The 22408-nt window shown below is 61.3% G+C and carries 24 protein-coding genes; 16 read left to right on the top strand and 8 right to left on the bottom strand.

Going from position 1 to position 22408, the window contains the following annotated elements; genetic code table 11:
* Positions 1–12: 12 nt before the first annotated feature.
* The 6 genes from GY725_20645 (at position 13) to GY725_20620 (ending at position 4858) form a co-directional block, all read left to right on the top strand.
* Complete coding sequence (locus GY725_20645; GenBank protein ID MCP4006595.1) at positions 13–594, top strand: hypothetical protein; 582 nt, start codon at positions 13–15, stop codon at positions 592–594.
* The gene (locus tag GY725_20640) at positions 591–1646 is read left to right on the top strand and encodes a hypothetical protein (protein ID MCP4006594.1); all 1056 of its coding nucleotides are present in this window, start codon (positions 591–593) and stop codon (positions 1644–1646) included. Before GY725_20645 ends, GY725_20640 begins: the two co-directional genes overlap by 4 nt.
* A gap of 314 nt (positions 1647–1960) precedes the next feature.
* A complete protein-coding gene (locus GY725_20635) occupies positions 1961–2713 on the top strand; it encodes a phytanoyl-CoA dioxygenase family protein (protein MCP4006593.1) in 753 nt (250 codons plus the stop codon).
* Between the two features lie 145 nt (positions 2714–2858).
* Positions 2859–3443: a LemA family protein gene (locus GY725_20630; GenBank protein MCP4006592.1), complete on the top strand. Its 585-nt coding sequence runs from the start codon at positions 2859–2861 to the stop codon at positions 3441–3443.
* A complete protein-coding gene (locus GY725_20625; GenBank protein MCP4006591.1) occupies positions 3444–4202 on the top strand; it encodes a TPM domain-containing protein in 759 nt (252 codons plus the stop codon).
* Entirely contained in the window at positions 4196–4858 is a 663-nt protein-coding gene (locus GY725_20620; protein MCP4006590.1) for a hypothetical protein, read from the top strand. Before GY725_20625 ends, GY725_20620 begins: the two co-directional genes overlap by 7 nt.
* A 57-nt stretch (positions 4859–4915) precedes the next feature.
* Here the strand turns inward: GY725_20620 and GY725_20615 are convergent, their stop codons facing one another.
* Positions 4916–5854: an alpha/beta fold hydrolase gene (locus GY725_20615; protein ID MCP4006589.1), complete on the bottom strand. Its 939-nt coding sequence runs from the start codon at positions 5852–5854 to the stop codon at positions 4916–4918.
* Between the two features lie 172 nt (positions 5855–6026).
* Here GY725_20615 and GY725_20610 point away from each other — a divergent pair, with 172 nt between their 5' ends.
* From GY725_20610 to GY725_20590, 5 genes are all read left to right on the top strand, one after another.
* Positions 6027–7052, top strand: coding sequence for a glutathione S-transferase family protein (locus GY725_20610; GenBank protein ID MCP4006588.1), 1026 nt, complete (start codon positions 6027–6029; stop codon positions 7050–7052).
* Between the two features lie 67 nt (positions 7053–7119).
* On the top strand, positions 7120–7266 hold the full coding sequence (locus GY725_20605; GenBank protein MCP4006587.1) for an L-2-amino-thiazoline-4-carboxylic acid hydrolase: 147 nt from the start codon (positions 7120–7122) through the stop codon (positions 7264–7266).
* A 105-nt stretch (positions 7267–7371) separates the two neighbouring features.
* Positions 7372–8331 (top strand): phosphotriesterase, encoded by a 960-nt coding sequence (locus GY725_20600; GenBank protein MCP4006586.1) that lies wholly within the window; start codon positions 7372–7374, stop codon positions 8329–8331.
* Between the two features lie 87 nt (positions 8332–8418).
* Entirely contained in the window at positions 8419–9930 is a 1512-nt protein-coding gene (locus GY725_20595; protein MCP4006585.1) for an acetyl-CoA acetyltransferase, read from the top strand.
* Positions 9931–9969: 39 nt separating this feature from the next.
* Positions 9970–10779, top strand: coding sequence for an SDR family oxidoreductase (locus GY725_20590; protein MCP4006584.1), 810 nt, complete (start codon positions 9970–9972; stop codon positions 10777–10779).
* A gap of 42 nt (positions 10780–10821) precedes the next feature.
* Here GY725_20590 and GY725_20585 read toward each other — a convergent pair whose 3' ends face one another.
* Complete coding sequence (locus tag GY725_20585) at positions 10822–12510, bottom strand: thiamine pyrophosphate-binding protein (GenBank protein ID MCP4006583.1); 1689 nt, start codon at positions 12508–12510, stop codon at positions 10822–10824.
* Between the two features lie 88 nt (positions 12511–12598).
* On the bottom strand, positions 12599–13435 hold the full coding sequence (locus GY725_20580; protein ID MCP4006582.1) for an SDR family oxidoreductase: 837 nt from the start codon (positions 13433–13435) through the stop codon (positions 12599–12601).
* A gap of 246 nt (positions 13436–13681) precedes the next feature.
* Between GY725_20580 and GY725_20575 the strand changes: the two genes are divergently transcribed.
* The 3 genes from GY725_20575 to GY725_20565 are packed head-to-tail and all read left to right on the top strand — an operon-like array spanning position 13682 to position 16451.
* The gene (locus GY725_20575; protein ID MCP4006581.1) at positions 13682–14395 is read left to right on the top strand and encodes a hypothetical protein; all 714 of its coding nucleotides are present in this window, start codon (positions 13682–13684) and stop codon (positions 14393–14395) included.
* A gap of 28 nt (positions 14396–14423) precedes the next feature.
* A complete protein-coding gene (locus GY725_20570; GenBank protein MCP4006580.1) occupies positions 14424–15443 on the top strand; it encodes a hypothetical protein in 1020 nt (339 codons plus the stop codon).
* Between the two features lie 51 nt (positions 15444–15494).
* Positions 15495–16451 carry a Rieske (2Fe-2S) protein gene (locus GY725_20565; protein ID MCP4006579.1) on the top strand — a complete coding sequence of 319 codons (957 nt, stop codon included), beginning with the start codon at positions 15495–15497 and terminating at the stop codon, positions 16449–16451.
* A gap of 22 nt (positions 16452–16473) precedes the next feature.
* Here the strand turns inward: GY725_20565 and GY725_20560 are convergent, their stop codons facing one another.
* Both GY725_20560 and GY725_20555 read right to left on the bottom strand, forming a co-directional pair.
* Positions 16474–17355: an acyl-CoA desaturase gene (locus GY725_20560; protein MCP4006578.1), complete on the bottom strand. Its 882-nt coding sequence runs from the start codon at positions 17353–17355 to the stop codon at positions 16474–16476.
* Positions 17356–17566: 211 nt separating this feature from the next.
* Positions 17567–18418 carry an SDR family NAD(P)-dependent oxidoreductase gene (locus tag GY725_20555; GenBank protein MCP4006577.1) on the bottom strand — a complete coding sequence of 284 codons (852 nt, stop codon included), beginning with the start codon at positions 18416–18418 and terminating at the stop codon, positions 17567–17569.
* An 80-nt stretch (positions 18419–18498) separates the two neighbouring features.
* Between GY725_20555 and GY725_20550 the strand changes: the two genes are divergently transcribed.
* Positions 18499–19002 (top strand): beta-lactamase family protein, encoded by a 504-nt coding sequence (locus tag GY725_20550; GenBank protein MCP4006576.1) that lies wholly within the window; start codon positions 18499–18501, stop codon positions 19000–19002.
* 45 nt (positions 19003–19047) lie between these two features.
* Here GY725_20550 and GY725_20545 read toward each other — a convergent pair whose 3' ends face one another.
* Entirely contained in the window at positions 19048–19476 is a 429-nt protein-coding gene (locus tag GY725_20545) for a response regulator (protein MCP4006575.1), read from the bottom strand.
* 395 nt (positions 19477–19871) lie between these two features.
* On the opposite strand from GY725_20545, the gene GY725_20540 reads away from it, so the two are divergent.
* A complete protein-coding gene (locus GY725_20540; protein MCP4006574.1) occupies positions 19872–20327 on the top strand; it encodes a response regulator in 456 nt (151 codons plus the stop codon).
* Positions 20328–20393: 66 nt separating this feature from the next.
* Here GY725_20540 and GY725_20535 read toward each other — a convergent pair whose 3' ends face one another.
* Positions 20394–20573: a hypothetical protein gene (locus tag GY725_20535; GenBank protein ID MCP4006573.1), complete on the bottom strand. Its 180-nt coding sequence runs from the start codon at positions 20571–20573 to the stop codon at positions 20394–20396.
* A gap of 1012 nt (positions 20574–21585) precedes the next feature.
* On the bottom strand, positions 21586–22408 hold an 823-nt coding region (locus GY725_20530), incomplete at its 5' end, for a hypothetical protein (GenBank protein ID MCP4006572.1).

The following is a 22408-nucleotide window of genomic DNA, read 5'->3' as shown; positions in this document are numbered from 1 at the left end:
AGGAGGGGGACCATGCGCACTCTCGCATTCGCCGGGGTGTTCGTATTGCTATTGATACTCGCAAGCTCGGCCCGCTCTGCGGATCGAGTCGCCACTCACTCGACGAAGGCCTCTGAGGTCCTTTTGCGCTACGAGGAGGTGCTCCCCGTGGGTGGGACGTCGGGTCCTTCGCTGACTGTCTACGGCGATGGTCGTGCTGTCGTGCACAATCCCGTTTTCATGAAGTCCCGGGGAACGTACGAGATCCGCCTAACGCCGACAGAGCTGAAGGACCTGATCGACGGGGTAGTGGTAGACGGGGTCGTCGATTTCGATCCGGTCGAAGCGACGCGCAAGCTCGCACTCGAGAGTCCCGCTCGACCGAGAAATGGGATCGCCTCGGGAAGCAGTGATCCGAGCGTGACCGACATCCAGCTCAATCTGTCCCGTTATGTTTCTGAGGATGGAATCGAGACGGTCAATGTCGCGAAACGCGTGCGCTTCAAGGGCCTGCGAGAACGGACAGGGGACGCAGTTACCGAGATTCGCGCCCTGGGGCGCGCACAGCGTCGCTGTCGCGCGATCATGGAGCGCGAGGGCCTGAGGATCCGATGAAGAACTCCAGCACCATACTCTGTCTGATCGCCGCTCTCCTTCTGCTGTCGAGCGGATCTGCGCGCGCAGGGTCCTACGGTTTCTCGGACGAAATCAAACCCAATGCAGTGAGTCATCCCCCCGGGTATGGCGGAATCAACGCGAGCTTCACCACGACGATCTGTGTCGATCCGACGCATCCTGACGCCGCATTGATCGGTACGGCGATGGAGAACATCGCGCGGACGTTCAGCGCGCGCGTCGCCACATCGCCCAACCTGTTCTCTGGGGGCGCGACCAATATCCCCTCCGGCGAGATGGACTGGGAGTCTGTCGCGCTTCACGAGTTGGGACACTGCCTGGGTCTGAGCCACACGAACACCGGAAGTTCCTACTCGCCTGATGATGAGTTCACTCGCTCGTACGCTGTTACCAGTGGTTTCAGCTTCGACGACGGTGCGGACAATATCGATGGAAGTTCGGACGACGTGCGCGACGACGACCAGTCACTCGTCTGGTTCTTCAAGGGAGTCAACAATCCTTTCGTGCTATCGAGTCCGGTCGATTCCACAACTTTCAGTCGCACGCTGTCCGATCTTCCGGGGGCGCATGCCTTTCCGACGAGCGCGACTCGTGATGTCGGTGCGCTCCTGGGTTATGGCGACACGGAAGCGGTCATGAAGCAGCTAAGCTACTCCGAGGAGGCGCAGCGGACGCTGGTGGCCGATGACGTGGCTACGCTGCAATACGCGATGAGCGGCACCGATGAACTCGCGGGAACTTCGGACGACTACACGTTCGACGTGAGCTATGTGGGGCTGACCGCGAGCTGCGATATCGTGTTCGAGTCTTCCGCTTCGACCAATTTCGCTCGTTGCAGCTACTCCGCGAGTTATTCGGGGGATCATTACAACTTCACGAGCGCCACGGCGCAGTTCAACCCTACAGTCGATTGGTTCTATAACGACGTGTCGAATGCGACCCAGGTTCCTCTCCTGCCGGACTTGATTGCGATGGGGCTGGTTTCCCTGCTCTTGCTCGCAACGCTGAGGATGGCCGTGAAGAAGCCGTAACGAAGGCAAGGCCGGCGTGACGGTGGCAGCGCAGGGACTCTCGTCGTCGGTCAGGAAAGGATCACCTCTAGCCGAGATCAGTCACCCACGGCGCAGGCGTCAGAAGTCGGCTGGATGCCTCCTCCTGGTCCGGCCTGGATCGTGGCGATCGTCTTGTTGATCGCACACCTGAAGGCCGTGATGTTGTTACCGTCGATCGCGGTGTGGAAACCGCCGGCCGCCGAGTAGGCAGGCTCAGCCCCTGCTCGCTCCCGCCGGGCGTTCTGTAGTAGAATCGTTATTCCAGCACCATCGGAATTCGTGAGGCGAAAGCGATGCTTGGCAATGATCAGAGAGAAGCCTTCGATCGCGATGGTTTCATCTTGCTCGAGGGCTTTGCGTCTTCGGAGCGGCGCCAACGCATGCACGACGAAGTCGTCTCTCTGTGTCGGGCCGCCGGTAAACCGGGTGTCTGGGAAGGTGCGATTTTGACGGGGGAGAATAATCTCGTTGATCGCATTTCAGAAAACGCCGAAGACGGAATTTCCAAGGTTTTCAAACTGCATCGCCGTGGCGCATTTCACGAGTTCATCAACGATCCCGTACTCGTCGATCTCCTCGCGGACTTGATCGGCCCGAAGGTCGACTGCTTTCTCTCGCAGTTCATCTTCAAGAATCCCGGTGCATGGGGCCAGCCCTGGCATCAGGACTCACACTACTTTCCGTTCGATCGCAAGCCTCAGATTGGCATCTGGCTGGCGATCACGGAGGCGACCCTGACCAACGGTTGCCTGAGTGTCGTACCGGGTTCGCACCGGGAACCCTTGCACGAGCACGTGCCGGATCGCCGCGAAGGTGCCAATTTCGGCTACTTCGAAATCGTCGACCACGATATGTCGGATGCAGCGCCGGTCCTGATCAAGCCCGGTGATACCCTGGTGTTTCACAGCCATCTCATGCACTGCTCACTGGACAACGTGTGTGATTCGGCTCGCGAGGCGATGGTGTACCACTGCGCGCAGTCGGGAACCAGGGATCTCTCGACAATGCAGGCGCCGGTCAACGACTGGATGCCGCTCGGGGACTAGCCGAGGTCCCAGGGGCCATCGGACTCCGCTCGCGCGACCGTCGAGTCTGTTCGTCCGGCTAGCCTGTCCCCGAAGCTGGCCGCGGTCTCGTTGAGGTGGCCGGGAAGCGGACGCGCTACGTTATGGATCTGACAAAGGAGGCGTCATGCGCACAGTCATCACTCTTCTCATCGGCCTCTTGCTGTTTTCGGGCTGCGGGATCCAGTCGATTCCGAAATCCGAGAATCAGGTCGAAGCCACCGTTGCGGAGGTGACGAATCAGTACAAACGCCGCGCCGATCTGATTCCGAATCTGGTCAAGACTGTGAAGGGCTACGCCAGCCACGAGAAGGAAACCCTCGAGGCGGTGATCAACGCGCGGGCCAATGCAACTCGAGCGAGTATCGATCCCTCGAACTCGACGCCACAGCAGATCCAGGAGTTTCAACAGGCTCAGGGCGGATTGAGTCAGGCGCTGGGACGGTTGATGGTGATTGCCGAGCGTTATCCGGATCTGAAGGCCGACCGCAACTTCCGCGAGCTTCAGGCTCAGCTCGAGGGAACCGAAAACCGCATCACGATCGCGCGGCAGCGGCACATCGAGGCCATCAAGCAGTTCAACGACCTGGTCACCGTCCCGCCGACGAGTTGGACCAACAGCATGTTCTACCACCACGACAAGATGGCTCAATGGGCGCTTGATGCCGCGGAGCAGAAGGCGGTCGAGAAGGCCCCTGAGGTCGATTTCTAGATGGAGTCCTGGCGGACGTCTGTTGCGACGCTCGCAATCGCCCTGTTGATTGCGTGCGGTGCGAGTGCCGGTGAATTCAAAGTTCCCGCGCTGCGGTCGGCCGTCACCGATCAGGCGGGAATTCTGTCTCCGGCCACCCGTCAGCAGCTCGAATCGGCGCTCCGTCAGCTTCAGCGCGTCGGTGGAACACAACTCGCGGTGTTGACGCTTCCCGATCTCGCCGGGCTCACGATGGAGCAGGCGTCGATTCGCGTGGTGGATGCGTGGAAGCTCGGCACCGAGCAGGCCGACAATGGTGTGCTCTTGCTGGTGGCCCGGGATGAGCGCAAGGTACGCATCGAGGTGGGGCAGGGGCTCGAGGGAACTCTGACCGACGCCTACTCCAAGCGCATCATCGACGAGGGAATCAGGCCGCTGTTCCGACAAGGGGACATGGATGCGGGCGTCACGATCGGCGTCTATCAGATTGCCCGCTTGACCAACCCGGAAATCGACCTGCGATCCCATCTACAAGGGCAGATGGTTGTGCAAAGCCGGCCCATGTCCCGTTCGCAGAGCCTGCGCAAAGCGATCTTCATGGCGATCTTCATGTTGATCCTCTTCACCAGCCGGACGGGCCTTCTCCCGCTCCTGTTCATGGGAGCGCTGGGCTCTGGCGGGGGCCGAGGCTTCGGGGGGGGCGGAGGCTTCGGCGGAGGCGGAGGCTTCTCCGGCGGCGGCGGCGGGTTCAGCGGTGGAGGAGCATCGGGCGGATGGTGACAAACGAACTTCCCAGCTGGGCTCATCGGATACTTGGCGACGACGGCGCAGAACGCATCGAAGCGGCGATTGCGGAAGCGGAGTCGCGCACTTCTGGAGAGATCGTTCCCATTCTGGTGCGCCGCTCATCGACTGTTGGGCACATCCCCGCGGTTAGCTTCACTCTGCTTCTACTGGGTGTGCTTCTGTTCGATCTTCCCACTCAGTTGGCGACATTGGGTGGGCCGGACTGGCTCTGGTTCGTCGCGTCCATCCTGCTTGCCGCCGGGCTGGCGCTAGTGGGGTCGCGCCTCGATCTGGTTCAGCGCCTGCTGACGCCTCGCAGCGATCAGATGCAACAGGTGGATCTGCGGGCGCAGATCGAGTTCTACGAACTCGGCGTGACTCAAACGCAGGACCGAACCGGAATTCTCCTATTCGTGTCACTCATGGAGCACCGCGCGGTGGTGCTCGCCGATCGCTCGATCGCCGAAAAACTCGATGCGAGCACCTGGCAGGAACTGGTCGACTCGATGATCGGCGGTGTGAAGGGCGGTGATCTGGCGGCGGGGATGGTGCAGGCCATTGAGCGCTGCGGCGCTCTTCTGACGCCGCACTTCCCCATTGCGGACGACGATGACAACGAGTTGCACGATCACCTCGTGGTCAAGGAATAACCCTGAACTTCACTGCCCATCTGAATGCCTGTTGGGATGCCTGTTGGGGCCCCCTGCTCAATCCGTCGATTTCAGCCATGCGATTAGCGAGCGGTTGAATTCTTCGACGACGTCTTCCTGGAAGAAGTGGCTGCCACCCTTGATGATCTCATGCGGCTGTCCCCGGGTCCCCGGCACGTTTTCCACGAAGGCCTTGTAACCGGTCGCTGAAATCTGATCCTGGTCGGTGAAAATCGTGACGAAAGGTCGTTCGAACTTCTGGATCTCCTGCCAGGCTTCCCAGTTGTCGGGAAGTTGCGGGTTGTCCGCGGTCGTGGCGAGCATCTGCGTGAACTGGCGATTGCCGGACAGGTATTTCGCCTCCGGGTACGGAGCGTGGTAACCGTCCACGACCTCCTGGGGCAGGTCCGACAGCGTCAGCATGCGCACGGTTTCCCAGTGTTCCCAGTTAGGCGTCTCGCGGACCATCTTCTGGAATGCGGCGAAGGGCCCCTTCGGTTCGAGATCTTCGGGCTCGATGGGTGTAGCGGGATCGCGAAGGAACATTCCCGAATTCGACAGACAGACTCGCGCGATTCGATCGGCGTGTTGGGCCAGGATGCGCAGGCCGACGATGCCACCCCAATCCTGCAAGACCAGGGTGATGTCGTGCAGGTCCAACGCGTCGATCAGGGCGGAGCGAATCCACTCGACGTGGCGAGCTACCGTGTAGTCGCTCATCTCCGTCGGCTTGTCCGAGCGGCCCAGGCCCACGAGATCGACAGCAATCGCCCGGTAGCCGGCCTCGGCCACTGTCGGCACGACATTGCGCCAGGCATAGGACCAGGTCGGATTGCCGTGGATGAACACGATCGGCACGGCGTCCTTCGGACCGGCTTCGATGTAGTGCACGCGAAGCCGCCCTCCATCGAGGTCCGGAACTTCCGCGTAGTTCGGTTCGAAGTCGTACTGGTACAGGCCTTCGAAGCAGGTCTCCGGCGTGCGAATGATCTTCATCGTTCTTCCTTCAGCGGCGATGCGGGAACCGATCCAGTTCCAAACCGGTCGTGACCCGCGCTGGACAGTCTATCGCGTCTGGTACTATCGTGACACATTCAGTGCCATTAGATCGACTCGTCAATGGGCGACAGAACCGAGCTATGGACCAGGGATGATTGGAGCACGAATCGTGGACGGTGAACTCAGGCTGATCGGGGTGGGCGCGTCCCCGTATACGCGCAAGCTAAGGGCCGCATTGCGTTTTCGACGCATCCCCTATCGCTTCGTCATCTTCGGTAGCACCGAGCAAAAGAGTCTTCCGGAACGACCGCTGCCGCTCATGCCATGCCTGGTCTTCCCGGGTCCGGATGGGGAGCCCAGTGACCCGATGTCGGATACCACGCCGATCTTCGATCGACTCGAGGCCGACTTCCCGGAGCGTCCTTTGCGTCCCCTCGATCCCGCGCTGGCCTTCATCGATGCGCTCATCGAAGACTATGGAGACGAATGGCTTAGCAAGTGCATGTTCCACTATCGCTGGGCGTACGCTGCGGATACGAAGAAGGCTTCGGCCTATATGCCTTATGCCCAATCCATGACCATGCCCGTGTCGGTGGGGCAGCAGTTCGAGAAGATGGTTGCGGAACGACAGATTTCCCGCATCGGCGTCGTCGGCTCCAATCCCACGACAGCTCCGGTGATCGAAGCTAGTTGGGAGCGTTTCCTCCACATCTTCGATGCCCATCTCCAGAACCAACCCTTTCTGCTCGGTCGCCGCCCGGGCGCTGGAGACTTCGCCTGCTTTGGTCAGATGACGATGCTGGTCATCACCGATCCGACACCAATGCAGATCGCGCTCGAGATTTCCCCACGCGCCTACGCCTGGACCGAGAGTCTCGAGGATCTCTCCGGAATGGAGGTGAGCGAATCGGACTGGCTCGATCTGGGGCAGCCCCCCGATACGCTTCGCGCTCTGCTCGGTGAAATCGGGCGCGTGTACGCGCCGTTCCTGTTGGGCAATGCTGCGGCCATCGAGCGTGGGGACGAGAGCGTCGAGTGCGAGGTCGACGGCCAACCGTGGGTTCAAGTTCCATTCGTCTACCAGGCCAAATGCCTGCGCTGGCTGCGAGAACACTACGGCGCATTGCCCGAGAAGGCGCGCGAGTCCGTCGATGGAGTTCTGGCGGGTACCGGCTGCGAGTCGCTATTCGTGTAGACACGCGTTCATTGCAGGCGGACCGCGGTGTATCCGTCGCGACCACCTGTGTGCGAGCGACGATACGATGAGCGACGCCGGGGGCCAGGGTTTGAGGCGCACCGGTACACTCGCACTCGGTTCGAACGAGTGCGACTTCCGCTACAAGAGCGGCGGCGAACCGCTCCGGCTCGCCGCTCAATACCCGGATCAGATCCGTCTCGATCGCGAATGATCGAGTGGGCCTCGCGGCCCGTTCCCCGATACGCGAGCCGGACGGCTAGACTGTCCGGGGCCGGTTGCTGGAACCGGGTCCAGCCGATACCAGGAGAGCTTCTACATGGCGACAGTCCAGGGGATTCTCGGTCCGATCGACACAGCCGATCTGGGCTTTACGCTCATGCACGAGCACATCTTCATCGCGAACAGTTCGATGCGCCTGGCCTTCAACGACTGGGTCGACGTAGGGCGCGCGACAGAGGTTGCCAGCGAGGAGGCCACGGCGGCGCGGAAATGTGGCGTGAAGACGCTCGTCGATCTGACGCCGATCAATCTGGGCCGCGATATCCACATCATGCGCGAGGTCGCGGAGCGGGCCGAGATCCAGGTGATTGCAGCGACCGGTCTGTATTACCACGAAGAACCCTGGATGAATGGCTGGGAGGTCGATCGCATCGTCGAGTTCCTGATTCAGGACATCGAAAAGGGAATCCAGGGGACCGATAGCAAGGCGGGTATCATCAAGTGCGCAACTGATGCTGCCGGAATCACCACGGTCAACGAAAAGCTATTGCGTGTCGCTGCGCGCCTGCAACGCGCTACTGGCGTTCCGATTTCGACCCATACTGATGCGGCGGCGGAGGTCGGTCCCGGTCAGCAGGACGTGTTCGAAGACGAAGGCGTCGATCTCTCGCGCGTGGTGATTGGCCATTGCGGCGATAGCAACGATCTTGACTACCTGGAGCGGGTCTTGCGCCGCGGCAGCACGATCGGCATGGATCGTTTCGGTATCGACATGATCAACTCCACCGACCAGCGCGTGGCCACGATCGTGGAACTGGGCAAGCGAGGCTACGCGAACCAGATGGTGCTCTCGCACGACGCCTGCTGTCACATGGACTTCTGGCCCCAGGACATGATCCAGCAGATCATGAAACCTACCGTGCCAAACTGGAACTTCCGCCATATTCCCGACGATGTGGTTCCCGCATTGCGCAAACAGGGCATGAGTGAAGCCGACCTGACGGCCATGGTGAGCGACAACCCGCGCTCAATCTTCGAGAAACAAGGCGCTTACTGAGCTCAGGCGCTACGGGCAGGAGATCCCTGACCTGCGACTGCCCGAGGCGTTCCTCGGGCTGCTAGACTGCGCCCTGAAGGAGATCCCATGCCCGTATCCGAGCGTCCCGTAATCGTCGGTGTTGGTCAGTTGGTTCAGCGCGATGCCGAACTGGATGACGCTCTCGAACCGCTGAAGATGCTCGAGCAGGTGACGCGTCAGGCTGCGCAGGATGCGGGGATCACCGATGCGACCCTCGCTAGTCTCGATACCGTCGCCGTCGTGAGCGTGGCCGGCTGGCGCGCAACGAATCCAGCTCGTCTGCTCAGCGATGTGATCGGTGCGAAGCCCAGCACAGAGTTCACCACCGAACTCGGTGGCCAGATCGGCATCACGGCTGCGAACCTGCTGGCGGAACGAATCACGCGCGGCGAGACGAAGATCGGGCTACTCGCGGGCTGCAATAATCTGCGAACGCTTCGTCGGGCGATCGCCATCAAGCGAGATCTCGGCTGGGCGAAGGGAGGCGGCCCAGCACCTGAGTGCATCGGCGAAGTTCGTCCCGGTAATTCGGATCTCGAGCGCCAATACGGCATGGACATGCCGTCGGATATCTATCCGATCTTCGAAAACGCACTGCGCGCGCGCCGGGGACTCAGTCTGGACGAGCACGCCCAGAAGGTGGGAAAGCTGTTCAGCGCCTTCACGAAGGTCGCAGCCGCAAATCCGTATGCCTGGTTCCCCACATTCCGGGATGCTGCCGAACTCACGACTCCGACGGCACAAAATCGTATGATCGCGTTCCCCTATCCGAAATATCTGAACGCGATCTTGAATACCGATCAGGCGGCTGCGCTGCTGATCATGTCCGAGAGCGCGGCTCTGGAGGCCGGTGTTCCGCGGGAAAAGCTGGTCTACTGGTGGGGCGGGGCGGAGTCCGTCGAGAAGGCCTGGAATTCCAGCGAACGGCCCGACTTCGCCAGCTGTCCAGCCATGCTGGACGCTTCAGAGAGTGCGCTTCAAAACGCCGGCATTCAGATCTCAGATGTTGATCTGATCGATTTCTACAGCTGTTTCCCGGTCGCGGTCGAGACGGCCATTCGCCAGCTGGGGTTGAGTGAAGACGATCCGCGCGGATTCACCGTGACGGGCGGACTGCCTTACGCGGGCGGACCGGCTAGCGCCTACACGCTTCACTCGCTGGCGACCATGGCCGAGTGTGTTCGCGGTGGGAGTGACAAGGTCGGCCTGGTGACGGGCAATGGCTGGTATCTGACCAAGCACGCGGCGAGTCTCTGGGCGTCCTCGCCCAAGCCGGGAAGTGCGCCCACACGCGGCCTATGCGACGATCTGCCCTCTGCAAAACTGAACTGTACCCCGCGCCCGGTCGTGCCCGATGTGCACGGCGATGCCGTCGTTGAAGCCTACACCGTGTTGTACGGCAAGGATGGTTCGCCGGAACGGGGTATCGTGCTCGGCACCGCCGAAGGCGGCGCTCGCTTCCTGGCCAACACGCCCGCCGACCGAGGACTTCTGGAGGACTTCGTCTCCAGCGAACAGGTGGGTCGGCGCGGAATACTCAAGGACGTGGCGGGGCTTCAACAGTTCGACCCCGCCTAGCGAGTTTCGGGGCTGGGGTCCGCGAGGGGGGGCACGTACTTGGATATTCGCGGAAAGCACGTGGTGATCTCGGGTGCCAGCGGTGGCCTGGGTCGAGTCCTGTGCAGGCAACTGATCGAAAAGGGCGCGCTCGTCAGCGCGCTCGATCTCAATCGCGATGAACTGGCTGCGCTCGATGCCTCGATCTCGTCGGATCAGTTCCAATCCCGACGTCTCGACGTGACCGACGTACCCCAGTGCACCGAGGTCTTGCAGAAGCTGGTCGCAGAGCGCGGTGACGTGGACCTGCTCATCAACAACGCCGGTATCACGCACTTCAGTAGCGTGCTCGACACCGAACTCTCCACGATCGATCAGGTGATGGCGGTGAACTTCGGCGGCAGCGTTACCTGCACCAAGCTGCTGCTGCCCGGTCTGATTCGACGCCGCGGGATGATTGTCGCGGTCTCCAGCGTGGCGGGCTTCACTCCACTGCACGGCCGCAGCGCCTATTCCGCCAGCAAGCACGCGATGATGGGCTTCTTTTCGACGCTCCGCAGCGAACTCGTGGATCGGGGAGTGCGGGTGATGATCGTCTGTCCGTCCTTCATCGCTACGCAAAAGGACAACCTCGAGGGGACGGGTCTCTACGAGGGGACGGCCCGGCCGGGGCAGGCAACTCAGACCATCGGCAAGAGCATGGATCCCGGTGAGGCTGCATCGATTCTGATCCGGGCCGTCGAGAAGGAGACGCGCTTTCTCTTGCTAGGCGGTGTCGCCCGCACGTCGTGGTGGCTTTCCCGGCTGTCGCCGGCCTTGATCGAGCGCATCATGACCCGACAAACGCGGCGAGAGGTGGAGAGTCGCTGAGCTCCACCCCCCCCCCGCTGCGTTCGGCAGCGCTGTCCGGTTCTATTGATACGCGCCCACGTTGGCCAGTGCGATGCTGCCCGGGCTGATGGTCGCCGGATCCGTCATCACGTTGATGCAGGCCGTCTTGCCCGATGCAAAGGCCTCCTCGAGTGCGGGGCGGATCTGATCGGGTTCTTCGACCAGGAAACCGACCCCGCCCATGGTTTCGACGAAGCGGTGATAGTCGATGCGGCCTAGTTCGGTTACGGGCTCGATTGCCCGCCCGAGTTTCACGACCTGGCTGTGCCGGATCATTCCCCAGCCCAGGTCATTGGAGATGATGACCACGACCGGCAAGCCCTTGGTGATGGCTCGTTCGAACTCCATGAAGTTGAATCCCAGGGAACCGTCGCCGGTGAACAGTAGAACCCGCTTGTCGGGGTAGAGCAGTTTGGCGGTATTGGCGTAGGGAAGGCCGCCGCCAAGGCAGCCGAACAGCCCGTAGTCCAGGTAGTGACCTGCCTGTCGCATGGTGCGGGTCATGCCGATCCAGGTGGTGGCGTCGCCACCATCTGTTACGACGATGTCGTCTTCGCGGTTCATGAACTCGTCGATGTCCTTGACCAATCGCATCGGGTGGATCGGCTTGCTGTCGCTGCGCCAATCGACTTCACCCCTCGCCATGCCTTCTTCGTGGGCGCGTCCGAGTTCCTGAATCCACGGGGCAAACCGCTTCTGCAGACTATCGGACTTGCCCGAGGCCTCGACGATTTCATTCAGTTCGCTGACCAGCGCGCGAATATCGCTGACGATCGGCAGATCGATCGGCCGGTTGCGCCCGATCTCCTCGGCCTTGATGTCGACCTGGACCATCTTCGCGTTGGGGTTGTAGGTGTCACCGAACAGACAGAACAGATTGATCCGGCTGCCGAGCAGGATCACCAGATCGGTATTCCCGCCAGCGTACATACCCGAACCCGGCCGGATGGCCAGGATGCCGCCGAAGCACAGGGGATCTGTATCGGGAACGACACCCCGTCCGTTGGCAGAGGTGAAGATCGGAAGCCCGGTGGCCGTGATGAAACGTTTCAGTTCTTCACCCGCGTCCGAGTACCAGGCGCCACTACCCGCCACGATGACCGGCTTTTCCGCCTGGCTGATCAGATCCATCAACTCCTTCGCCTTGGCGCGATCGACGACCTGCGAGTCGACGCGCGTAATCGGAATCGATACATCTCGGCCCGGTTCCGCGGTCAAGACGTCGACGGGCAGTTCGAGGTACACCGGTCCCGGACGCCCGCTGGTCGCCTCGCGGAAGGCGAGGTCGACGAACTCGGGAATTCGATCGGCGTGGTGGCAGATGAGAGCTTTCTTGACCATCGGTTCGATGACCGGCGCCTGACGCATGTCCTGCAGATCGAGTTTCTCGATCATGCGCACACCGACGCAGCCGGAAATCAGCACCATCGGCGTCGCGGCCATGGCCGCGCTGGCAATCGGAGTCAGGGCATTCGTGAAGCCTGGGCCCGCGGTCACCAGGGCGACACCCGGGCGTCGCGTGAGGCGCCCGTAGGCCTCGGCCATCCAGACTGCGGCCTGCTCGTGCCGCGTGTCGAAGAAGCGCACGTCCGTTTTTTCGAGGTGCAGGTAGATCGGGTTTAGATGCCCACCACTCAGGGTGAAGATCGTGTCGACGCCGTGCGCCATAAGAGCGTGGGCGGCGGCTTCGCCGCCGGTTGTGAATTCCATATCGATTCCCTTTCCAGGTGTCGTCTAGCGCGATGCCGTCAAGTGCAGTCGCCAGCGTTGCAAATCTCCGTCCGTGCGCCTCTGTACGTCAGACTTCGACCATCATACCGCCGCCGATATTGAGGGCCTGTCCCGTAATATACGACGAAGCATCCGAGCCGAGAAATGCGCAGAGTTCGGCGACTTCCTCGACGCTTCCCATGCGCGCCATCGGAACCGCGCTGAGCAGACGGGCTTCCGCCTCTTCGAGGCTCACGTTCCAGAGGTGGCCGCGCAGGGCCACATTGCCTTTCTGAAGGTCGGTGGCAATCAGGCCCGGGCAGATGGCATTGACCCGAATCCCCAGAGGAGCCAGTTCCACGGCCATGACCTTGGTGGTCATGATTACGCCCGCTTTGGAAACGGAGTAGGCGCCGTTGGTCGCCGCCGGGGTCTTGCCCGCTCGTGAGGAGGTATTGACGATGGCACTCGGCGACGTCTGCATCAGCGGAACGGCGGCGCGCGTCACTCGTAGAACGCCCGTCAGATTCACGTCCAGAGTCTTCTGCCAGGCCCCGATATCGTACTCGTGCAGCACAGATGGCGCACCGAAGACGGTGCCGGCATTGTTGTAGAGTGCGTCGATGCGGCCGAAGCGCTCGCCCACGGCCTTGACGGCGGATTGCACCGACTCGTCGTCGGTTACATCCAGTGGCAGGGCCAGGGTCTGGACGCCGTGGGCGTCGGCCAGTTCGCTCGCGATCTCTTCGAGCGCCGCGAGCGAGCCGCGCCGGATGCCTTCTGCGACTTCGGGCCCACCGGCCAGATCCGAGACCACCACATTGGCCCCACCGGCCGCCAGACGTCCCGCGATGGCGCAACCGATTCCAGTGCGATTGCTGGCCCCCGTGATGAGTGCGGTCTTTCCTGCGAATTCGGCCGGCATGGGCACTCCTCTGTACCGGCACTCCGGTAGCCTGGCTGTTCGGGATTCTGGGTTCGAGTCTGGGATAGAAGAATCGGGGTCGGGCTCGCGCGGGCCGGATTCCCGTGCCCGACGCCACATCCGGTTCGTTCCAGTATACTGGAGTCCAGGCCCGGTATTCGCCGCCCGGCTGTGGATGGGGGAAGACCCCGGTCTTTCGAATCCCGTCCCGGTCCAACGCGGAGAATCCGCGGTGGAGGAATGAGCATGGCCCGAATGCGTCCGTTGGTTGCGATGCGCGCGATGAAGAAGGCCCGCCAGAATCCCGATGACACCGCACTGGCAATCCAGGTCATCGGCGCACTGTCCGGGAACTCCAGCAAGCGGCACTTCAAGCGCTTCAAGAGTTCGGCGCGCGGAGCGCAGATCCTGCGCGACAAGTGCGATCTTTACGACGTTCTCACGGACAAGGAGCGGTTGCTGGCCATGCCAGAAGGTTCGCTCGGGCGGACCCTCATCGAGTGGTTCATTCGCGAGGGTATCAGCACCGAAGGGCTGGCCCAGGCGAGTGCCGAAGCTGCCGAAGTCCTGGGGGATCGCGGAGTGACGACCAGCGACGAGGAACATGTTTACGGCTCGCGCCTGCGAAACCTGCACGACGTCTACCACGTGCTTGCCGGGTACGATCGCGATCTGCACGGCGAGGTCGGCGTGCTCGCGTTCGGGATCGCACAGACCTACAACCGCGGTATCGCCTACCTGGTCTTCCAGGCGGTGCGACGCGCGGGTTGGAATTCGGAACTCGGCAAGCTGGCCCGCCAGGGGTATCGCCGCGGAAAGCGCGCCAAGCCGCTGGCCGAGCAGGACTGGGCGGCGCTATTCGAGCGACCGATCGACGTGGTTCGCGAGGAACTCGAGGTGGGTCCGCCGCCAGTCTACGAACAGTTGCGCTCTGCCGGGGCACCCGCACTTTCCGCCTGACCAAGGGCTCTAGACAAGAGAGGTCGATATGAAGCAACTCGTCTACAGCGAGAGCGAAATCATGAGTCACCACGATTACGCGCGGGAGCACGTTGTGGGTGGCGAGCGCGTACACGGGGGATTCGACGCGCAGGGGAATTACCTCTCGCCCCGCACACGCGTGCGCCTGGGCGCCGTCGACGCATGGACCGCGGCGCTTCGCGAGCGCGGAAACGAAATCATCCCCGTTGATCCGGCCATCGTTGAACGAGAGCGCTACCCGAGCGAAGAGCAGATGAAGCTCTTGTTGCGAGAGGGTGTCGAGCGGGTGTTCTGGGACTCCCTCACGATTACCGGGTTGCTCGAGGCGCGCGGTCGCGTCCTTGCCGAAATGAGTTTCCCGGATCTGCAGGAGATCATCGTCGAGGATATTTCTGAGATGGGAATCGGGCATCTGAACAAGGGCATGCTCAAGTCCCATGGAGTGGATGAGGGCGGAGAGCCCGGCAATAGCATCGGCGCTCACGATGTCATGTGGTTCGTCGTGCGCGATCTCGCCTTCGGTCCCAAGGACTTCCCGATGGCGACGGCTCCGGAGTTTCTCGGACGGCCCGACGCGGAAAAGCGTCTGGCCCCGGAGATTCCCGAGGAATGTGAGCGGCTCATCCTGTTCATGATGAATCTGCTCATGATCGAGTACGGTGCGGAGAGTCTGTTCAGCTTCAATCAGCGCATCTTGCGGACTACCGAGCTGTTTTCAGACCGGCGCGCTCAGGCGGAGGAAGCCGCGCAGATCATCGAGCGCATTCGCCAGGACGAGGTCATTCATGTCACTTCGTTACGAGCGAACCTGGGAGAACTGCGTTCGATCACCTTCAAGAGCGTCGGCGGCGGTACCGTGAAGGGTGCCGAGATCATCGATCGCCTGTTTCGGACCATTACCCATTTCGTGCTGGTCGAGGCACCGAAGCTCCAGATCGACGATCAACGCAAGGCCATCCACGGGCGAATTCTGGAGCATCCCAATGGCGTCCGCATTCTCGAGCGTTTCAAAACACTGGAAGCCTGAAGAACCCGAGAGAATGGGGCTCGATCACTCGCGTCTCCCACGGAGGAACTCATGAGTCGACAACGTGAAGGTCATCAGACCCCTGGAATTCCAAACGGCTGGTTTGCAGTCGCCTGGAGTCGTGATCTAGCCATCGGCGAAGTGAAGCGGGTGCGCTACTTCGACGAGGAACTCGTGCTCTTCCGCACGCGCTCCGGAAAAGCTCGCGTGCTTGACGCTTATTGCGCCCATCTGGGGGCTCATCTCGGTGAGGGGGGAAGAGTCGTAGGAGACAATGTCCGCTGTCCCTTCCACGCCTGGCAGTTCGACGGCGAAACTGGCGCGGCCACCGTCATTCCCTACGCGAAAAACATTCCCACAAAGGCCTGCCAGCGTCCTTGGCAGGTGGATGAGAAGAACCTCATGATCTTCGTCTGGCATCATGCCGAGGACAAGCAACCCTCGTGGCAGGTGCCGACGATCTCGCAGTTCGAGGATCCCGAATGGTGCGAGCCCAGGTACTTCGACCTTGAAGTCCCCGTGCACATGCAGGCCCTGGCCGAGAACAACTGCGACCCGGTGCATTTTCAGTTCGTCCACGGAATGGCCAGTCCGCCTCCGACGGAGGTCGACTACAGCGAGGATGGGCACTTCTTTCGCGCCACGAGCGACGTCGAACACACCGGGCGCGACGGTTCGATCGTCAAGACGAAACTCGTGCGGGATACCTGGGGACTGGGAACCTCAGCCGTGTATGTGGACGGCATTCCCGGAATTGGCATGTACATGTTCTCATCGACCTCGCCGGTCGACGAGAACAACACGATCACGCGTTGGGTCCTGTCCACGACCCGGAACTTCGTCGATATCGGCGGCGAAGATCTGATGGATGGTTTTACGAAGGGCGTGCTGGACGATATGCAGATCTGGTCGAATATGATCTTTCGCAACCGGCCCGTATTCAGCGACGCCGACGCGGCGCTGGCCGCATTCCGGCGCTGGACCCAGCAGTTCTACTCGCCCCGCTAACACGATCCACTGAGAAGCCGGTCTAGTGCAGGAGCATCCCGACGTCGGGATTGCCTTCTGTGACCCGGTTTGCCTCCAGCGCCGTTTCCGGCGGAGTGCGCAGGTCCCAGACCACCCCGAACAGGCTCAAGAATCGGAGTGCGTAGTAGGAGATGTCGATCTCCCACCAGAAGAAGCCCATATTTGCTGAAGCCTGGTAGTGATGGTGGTTGTTATGCCAGCCCTCACCGAAAGTGACCAGGGCCATCAGGAGGGAGTTTCGGCTCGTGTCGTTCAGCGCGTAGCGACGCCGGCCAAAGAGATGCGTAGCGGAATTGATCAGGAACGTCGTGTGATAGGTCAGTACCGTCGATAGGAAGAACCCGATCCACAGTCCGCTCCAGCCGCCGACCAGAAAGCAGAAGAGTCCGAGCGCGATCGGTGGAATCCAGTGGTATTGGTTCAAGAAACGCAGTTCTGGGTAGCGCGCCAGATCCTTGATGTCGTCGTAGTTGGTGTTGCCGTAGCGATCACAGGTGATCCAGCCGATGTGACTCCACCAGAAGCCCTTCATCGGCGAGTGGATGTCGTCGGGTTGATCCGAGAAGCGGTGATGGTGCCGGTGGTGCGCTCCCCACCAGAGGGCGCCTTTCTGCGCCGCCATCCCGCCGCCGAAGGCCAGCAGGAACTGCACGAGGCGAGTCGTCTTGAAGGCCCGGTGCGAGAAATAGCGGTGATACCCCGCAGTGATGAAGAACATCTTGGCCGCAAACAATCCGGCACAGAGCAGCAGGTCGAAGCGCGTGACGCCTGTCCAGATCGCGGCGAGCGGAAGGACATGTATGAGAATGAAGGGAATGCTTGCGAGCCAGTTGACCCGTTCATCGGGAGCGCGCTCGTAGCGAGTCAGTAGCGCCTTCAACATGCTTTCACTCCTGGAGAGGTTGGCGACCGTAGTAGGCGCAAAGCATGTGAATCGCCAGCGAACCGATCAAGAGGTCCACTGCGTTCGAAACAGAAGTTTTGCAAATGGCCCGACTTCAGGTCGGGTCAGGGCAAGGCGGGTCAGTGGCGTGTGGGAAGTCCATCGCTGCGAGCGAGCCTCCGGCCTCTCTCGAGCACCGGTGCCGCGGCACTCAGATCTCGGAGAAGCCCGAGCCCTTTCCTTCGATGCCGATCCCGTGGCCGGCCTCGATCCAGCCGAACTCGAGCAGGATTTCCTGACTGTAGGTGACGCGCCCACTCACCTTGGAAAGCGGTTCAGTGGCGAGCAGCAGAGCGGATCGCGCCATGAACTCGCTTGGCTCGGCCATGTTCTCGCGACCGCGCAGCAGCTGGTGGTGCTCGACGCCAGGCGTTGCGACGATCATCGAAGGGCTCACGCAGGTGACGGAGATGCCGTCGTCGTAGACCTCGGCAGCCAGTCCTTGCGTGAAGCGCTCGAGAGCCGCCTTCTCTGCGCCGTAAAGTGTGCCGCCGCGGATGGCCCGTGTCTTCTCGTCGTACGGAGCCCGGCCGGGTCCAATCGCCGCGCCGCTCGAGATGTTTACGATCGCTCCCGTCTTGCGCGGAATCATGTCCTCGAGCACGAGTTGGGACAGATAGAAGGGTCCATTGAAGTTCACCGCCAGCGAGCGCTGCCACTTGCTGATCGAGAACTGGGCAATTGGAAGGAAGTAGGTCAGGGCGGCGTTGTTCACCAGGACGTCGATCGGTCCGAGGGCCTGGCGCACATCTCGGATGGCCGCCTCACAGTTCTCGTAGGTTGAAACATCGCAGGCGACCGGGAATGCTTCGCCTCCCGCCGTACGAATCTGCTCGACGGTCCGATTGACTGAGCCTTCGAAGAGTTTGTGATCTCCCTCGTCGACCGTCCGAGCCAGGCAGGCGACTCGGGCACCCTCCGCGGCGAATAGCGTGGCAATTTCCTGACCAATGCCCCGGCTTGCGCCGGTGACGACTGCGATCTTTCCGTCGAGTTTTCCCATCCACCCATCATACCCGGACAACGAGTTTCGTTGTGATACGGCGCTCCCCGGAGGGGATTCATGGCGGGTTCGAGTCGATCGTGACCGACGGCTTCGATACGGCGAGATTGCGCGACGCGGTCGCGCAGGAAATCTCCGCCGGCTTGAGGGCCTGCCAGGTTGCCGTGGCGCTGAACTCCGAGATCATCTGGACGGAATCCTTCGGAACCGCAGATGCGAAGACCCGCTTCAGCATCGCATCGGCCACCAAGCCAATCGTGGCATCTGCAATCTGGCTCTTGATCGGCGACGGTCTGCTCGATGTCAGTCGTCCGGTCGTCGACTACATCCCCGAGTTTGGAGCCAACGGCAAGCAGGCGGTCAGCGTCGAACAGGTTTTGCTGATGACCTGCGGATTTCCGAGCGCCGTGTTGTACGGTTCGGCGGTCTCGACTATTGCGACTTCGTCGAGCGGCACATCACGCAGCCGCTGGGTCTACTGCGGGTTCTGGGTATTCCCCGTGCCGAGCAGACGAACATCGCGCAGCTGGTTCCTCCTCCGCGCGATCAAGCTGTCAGATCTAGCGCTCGAACTCGGGCGTTGAAGCTGAACCGCTCCGGGTTCTCCGGCGTCTTCACCGGCCTCCTGGTTAGTGGCGGTGCAAGGCCTGCTCGATCGCCCATACCAGGTCCCGGGTCTCGAAGGGCTTTTCCAGGAAACAATCGACCCCCGCGGAAAGCAGGTCCTCGCGCCGGCTCGGGAACGCCGAGATCATCACGATCGGGGGACATGCACCCGTGCGCCGTCGGATCGACTCGAACAAACGCAAACCGTTCATATCGGGCAACTGGTAGTCGAGTAGCAGGAGATCCGGTGGTGCGATTTCATAGGTTCGCAACGCGTCGCGTCCACAGTTCTCGGTCGTCACATTGAACGTCCGGCCGAGCACGATGCCTAGCGCCTGCGCGATGTCGTCGTCGTCCTCGGCGAGCAGGATTTCTGGACGGCCGGGCGCGTAGAACTCGAAGCTAGATTGACTGGCCGGATGGGTCGGGTTGAACATCAGGGGAATTTGCATGGCGAGCCTCCGCTATGGCGACGGTGTCGGTACTCGTCCATGAGGTGTCTTCCCGTGCTGCAGATGTCCATCGGTGGCGCTACCTGTGAACTATAGCGCCAGGCCGGACGCGCAACGTGCAGGTCCTCCGGCCGTCGCTGCGTCCGTCTGCAACTGGCCGAATGGGGCTTATTGTGTGCATTTCCAGGCTTGATGCATTCTGCACATCCAATTCGGGTCACTAGAATCCCTTCCCTGTTTTCGGAATTCCCACTGCGAGTGGACTACGCGCGTGTCGAGTTGGAGAAGTCCCTCTACGCGACATCGATGCACGAGCGGAGTCAACAAGCGACAGTCCGCCTAAAGAATGTCAAGAAGGCTACCGAATGGTTCAATCGGAGACTTGGATGAGCGGAATGCAGAATCAGAAACCGACGCTCTTGATGGCTGAAGACGATGCCGACGATCAGTTGCTCGTTCGTGAAGCCTTCGGCGAATCTGATTTCGACGTCGATATGCGTTTTGTATGCAACGGCGAAGATCTCATGGCCTATCTGCGTCGCGAGGGTGAGTATTGCGGAGAGGATGCCGCCCCCCGTCCGCGTCTGATCCTGCTCGACCTCAATATGCCGAAGATGGACGGCCGCACAGCCCTGCGGGCCATCAAGGAAAATCCCGATCTGTGCCGGATTCCCGTCCTCATCCTCACGACCTCGAGCAATCCAGATGACATCAAGAAGTGTTACGAAGGTGGCGCGAGTACCTACCTGACGAAGCCTTCGAGTTTTCAGAGTCTGATCGAACTCGCCAACACGCTGGGTGGCTATTGGTTCAACACAGCCACCCTGCCCAATAGCAACGGCCTTCACTGATCCACTTCTGAATCTTCCCCCCCCCCTCCGGGAGAAGCGCACTTGATGGGCCAGAAAGGTACGAGACTACCCGAATATCTCGTCTGGGTAGTCGTGCTGGTCTGCATCCTGCCGGTGTTTTTGAATCAACTCGGGATCAGTTTCGCCTCGCAATCGGTATCTCTCGATGCGGCGAATTTCGCCGGGCTTGCGAAGGCCGACCTGGTCGACTCCCTCCATCGGTCGTTGGCGGGTAGTTTTCTTCATGTGGTGCTCGAGTGGAGCGCTTTTTCTGTTGCGATCTTCACCTGCATCCTGGCCTTCTCGCATTTTTCGCGCCAGTCGAGACATTGCGACGCCGATCGTCGGCCTCGCTCTGTTCTTTGCCGGGTGCACGGATGCTCTCCATACTCTTGCGGCCACACGCCTGCTTGAAGGCAGTGCCGACAACGCCAACCTAGTCCCGTTCACCTGGGCAATCTGCCGCTTCTTCAATGCGCTACTCCTGATTTCGGGTGTCGTGCTCGTTACATGGAGGCGCTCGCGTAGCCTGCAGGGGGGGCGCGTCAGATCATCTTGGTCGGTGCCGCGTTCGGGCTCAGCGCCTACTTGATCATCCAGTGAGCAGCTACGACTGCATCTCTACCCGAAACGCAGTTTCCCGGCTCTCTGATCACCCGACCCTACGACATCCCGCCGATCCCCATCTGTGCCGCGGCTGCGTACGTGTTCTGGCGTTCTTACCGTCGCGAACCGTCCCTCTTCAGCCACGCGTTCTTGATCTGTCTGATTCCGGAGCTGGCAACTCAACTGTACATGGCCCTGGGCTCCAGTCAGCTTTTCGACAACTACTTCAACATCGCGCACACGCCAAAAAGCGTGGCCTATCTGGTACCCATGGCCGGGCTCATGCTGCACTACGTTCAGGCCTACGAGCACGAGCGGGAGGTGATCGACGGTCTGACTCACGAGATTGCGCGTCGGAGGCGCATCGAGACGGCGCTCGGAACTCGCGCTCGGGACCTCGCTCGCTCCAACGCGGAGCTGGAACAGTTTGCCTACATCGCCTCGCACGATCTTCCAACGCTTGCATACACGCTCCGAGTACTCTGGGACCGGGACCGGGTTGGCCAACGTTGCCCGCATCGTGGGCGGGCACGGTGGAGATATTGCGGCTCAAGGTGCAGTTGGGGAGAGCGCCATCTTCACTTTCCGGCTCCCGCTGCGGCAGATCGAAGCGGCCCCGGTGAAGTTCTCCTGAAAGCTCGTTCGGGGTTGGTCAGCTGCTTCGAAGCTGATAGATCGCACGAAGCCGTGTCTTTGTTACGGCCCGGTCCTCGGGTTGAAGATACGTGACGACGTCGAGGTCCACGAACTCGTGCCCCCTTTTTGCGAACAGGTCGACGATCTCTGACTCCACTAGCAGTTCGCTTTCCGGGGGAATCGATCCGTAATTCTGGGAGTGCGTCTGCAAGTGCAACCAGGCCGGCATGCGCACGTTTGCGGCCAGCGCCCAGTTGGTAAGGCCGAGTACGAAGGCCGGATTTGCGAATCCCCCCCCGTTCGGACGAAACAGCTCGGGCATCTGCGCGGGATCGCGGAGATAGCTCAGCATTGCCGAGTCCGGACTCCAGCGGGCCGGCATTGCTCGCATTCCGCTCTTCCGCAGCGACTCCATGACATCCCTGGATGCGAGAGGTCGGTCCCCATCTTGATCGGCTCGAGGGTCGCCGCGCATTTCTGCTGAAGCCGGCGCGTGATCGGGGAGTTCGGCACTGCACTCCGCACAGTGTCGGTTCTCGCTGTCTATTAGATCCGCGTCGTAGCTGCGCGCGGATCGGTTGCGAATCTCGACGCGAAAATTCGAATGGTCGTAGAGCGGAGTGTGGACCACGACTCGGGCGCTCCCGCGTTCGATCCATTCGCGGCCCCAGGCTTGGATCGCCGGATGGCAGAGGTAGGCGCTGACCGTGACGCCCGGTACCAGGCCTCCTTTGAAGCCAAAGCGCCGGGCGGTGTCGTCGGAATGGATGCGGTTCTCTGATTCGGGAACCTGGTTGAATGCTTCGGCTTCCCAGTCTTCGGGTTGAATTTCTTCGGGT

It is taken from the genome of bacterium (genome assembly GCA_024226335.1).
Lineage (GTDB): Bacteria > Myxococcota_A > UBA9160 > SZUA-336 > SZUA-336 > JAAELY01.
Note: the sequence above shows the minus strand (reverse complement) of the source record. Positions and strands in the feature narration are given on the sequence as shown.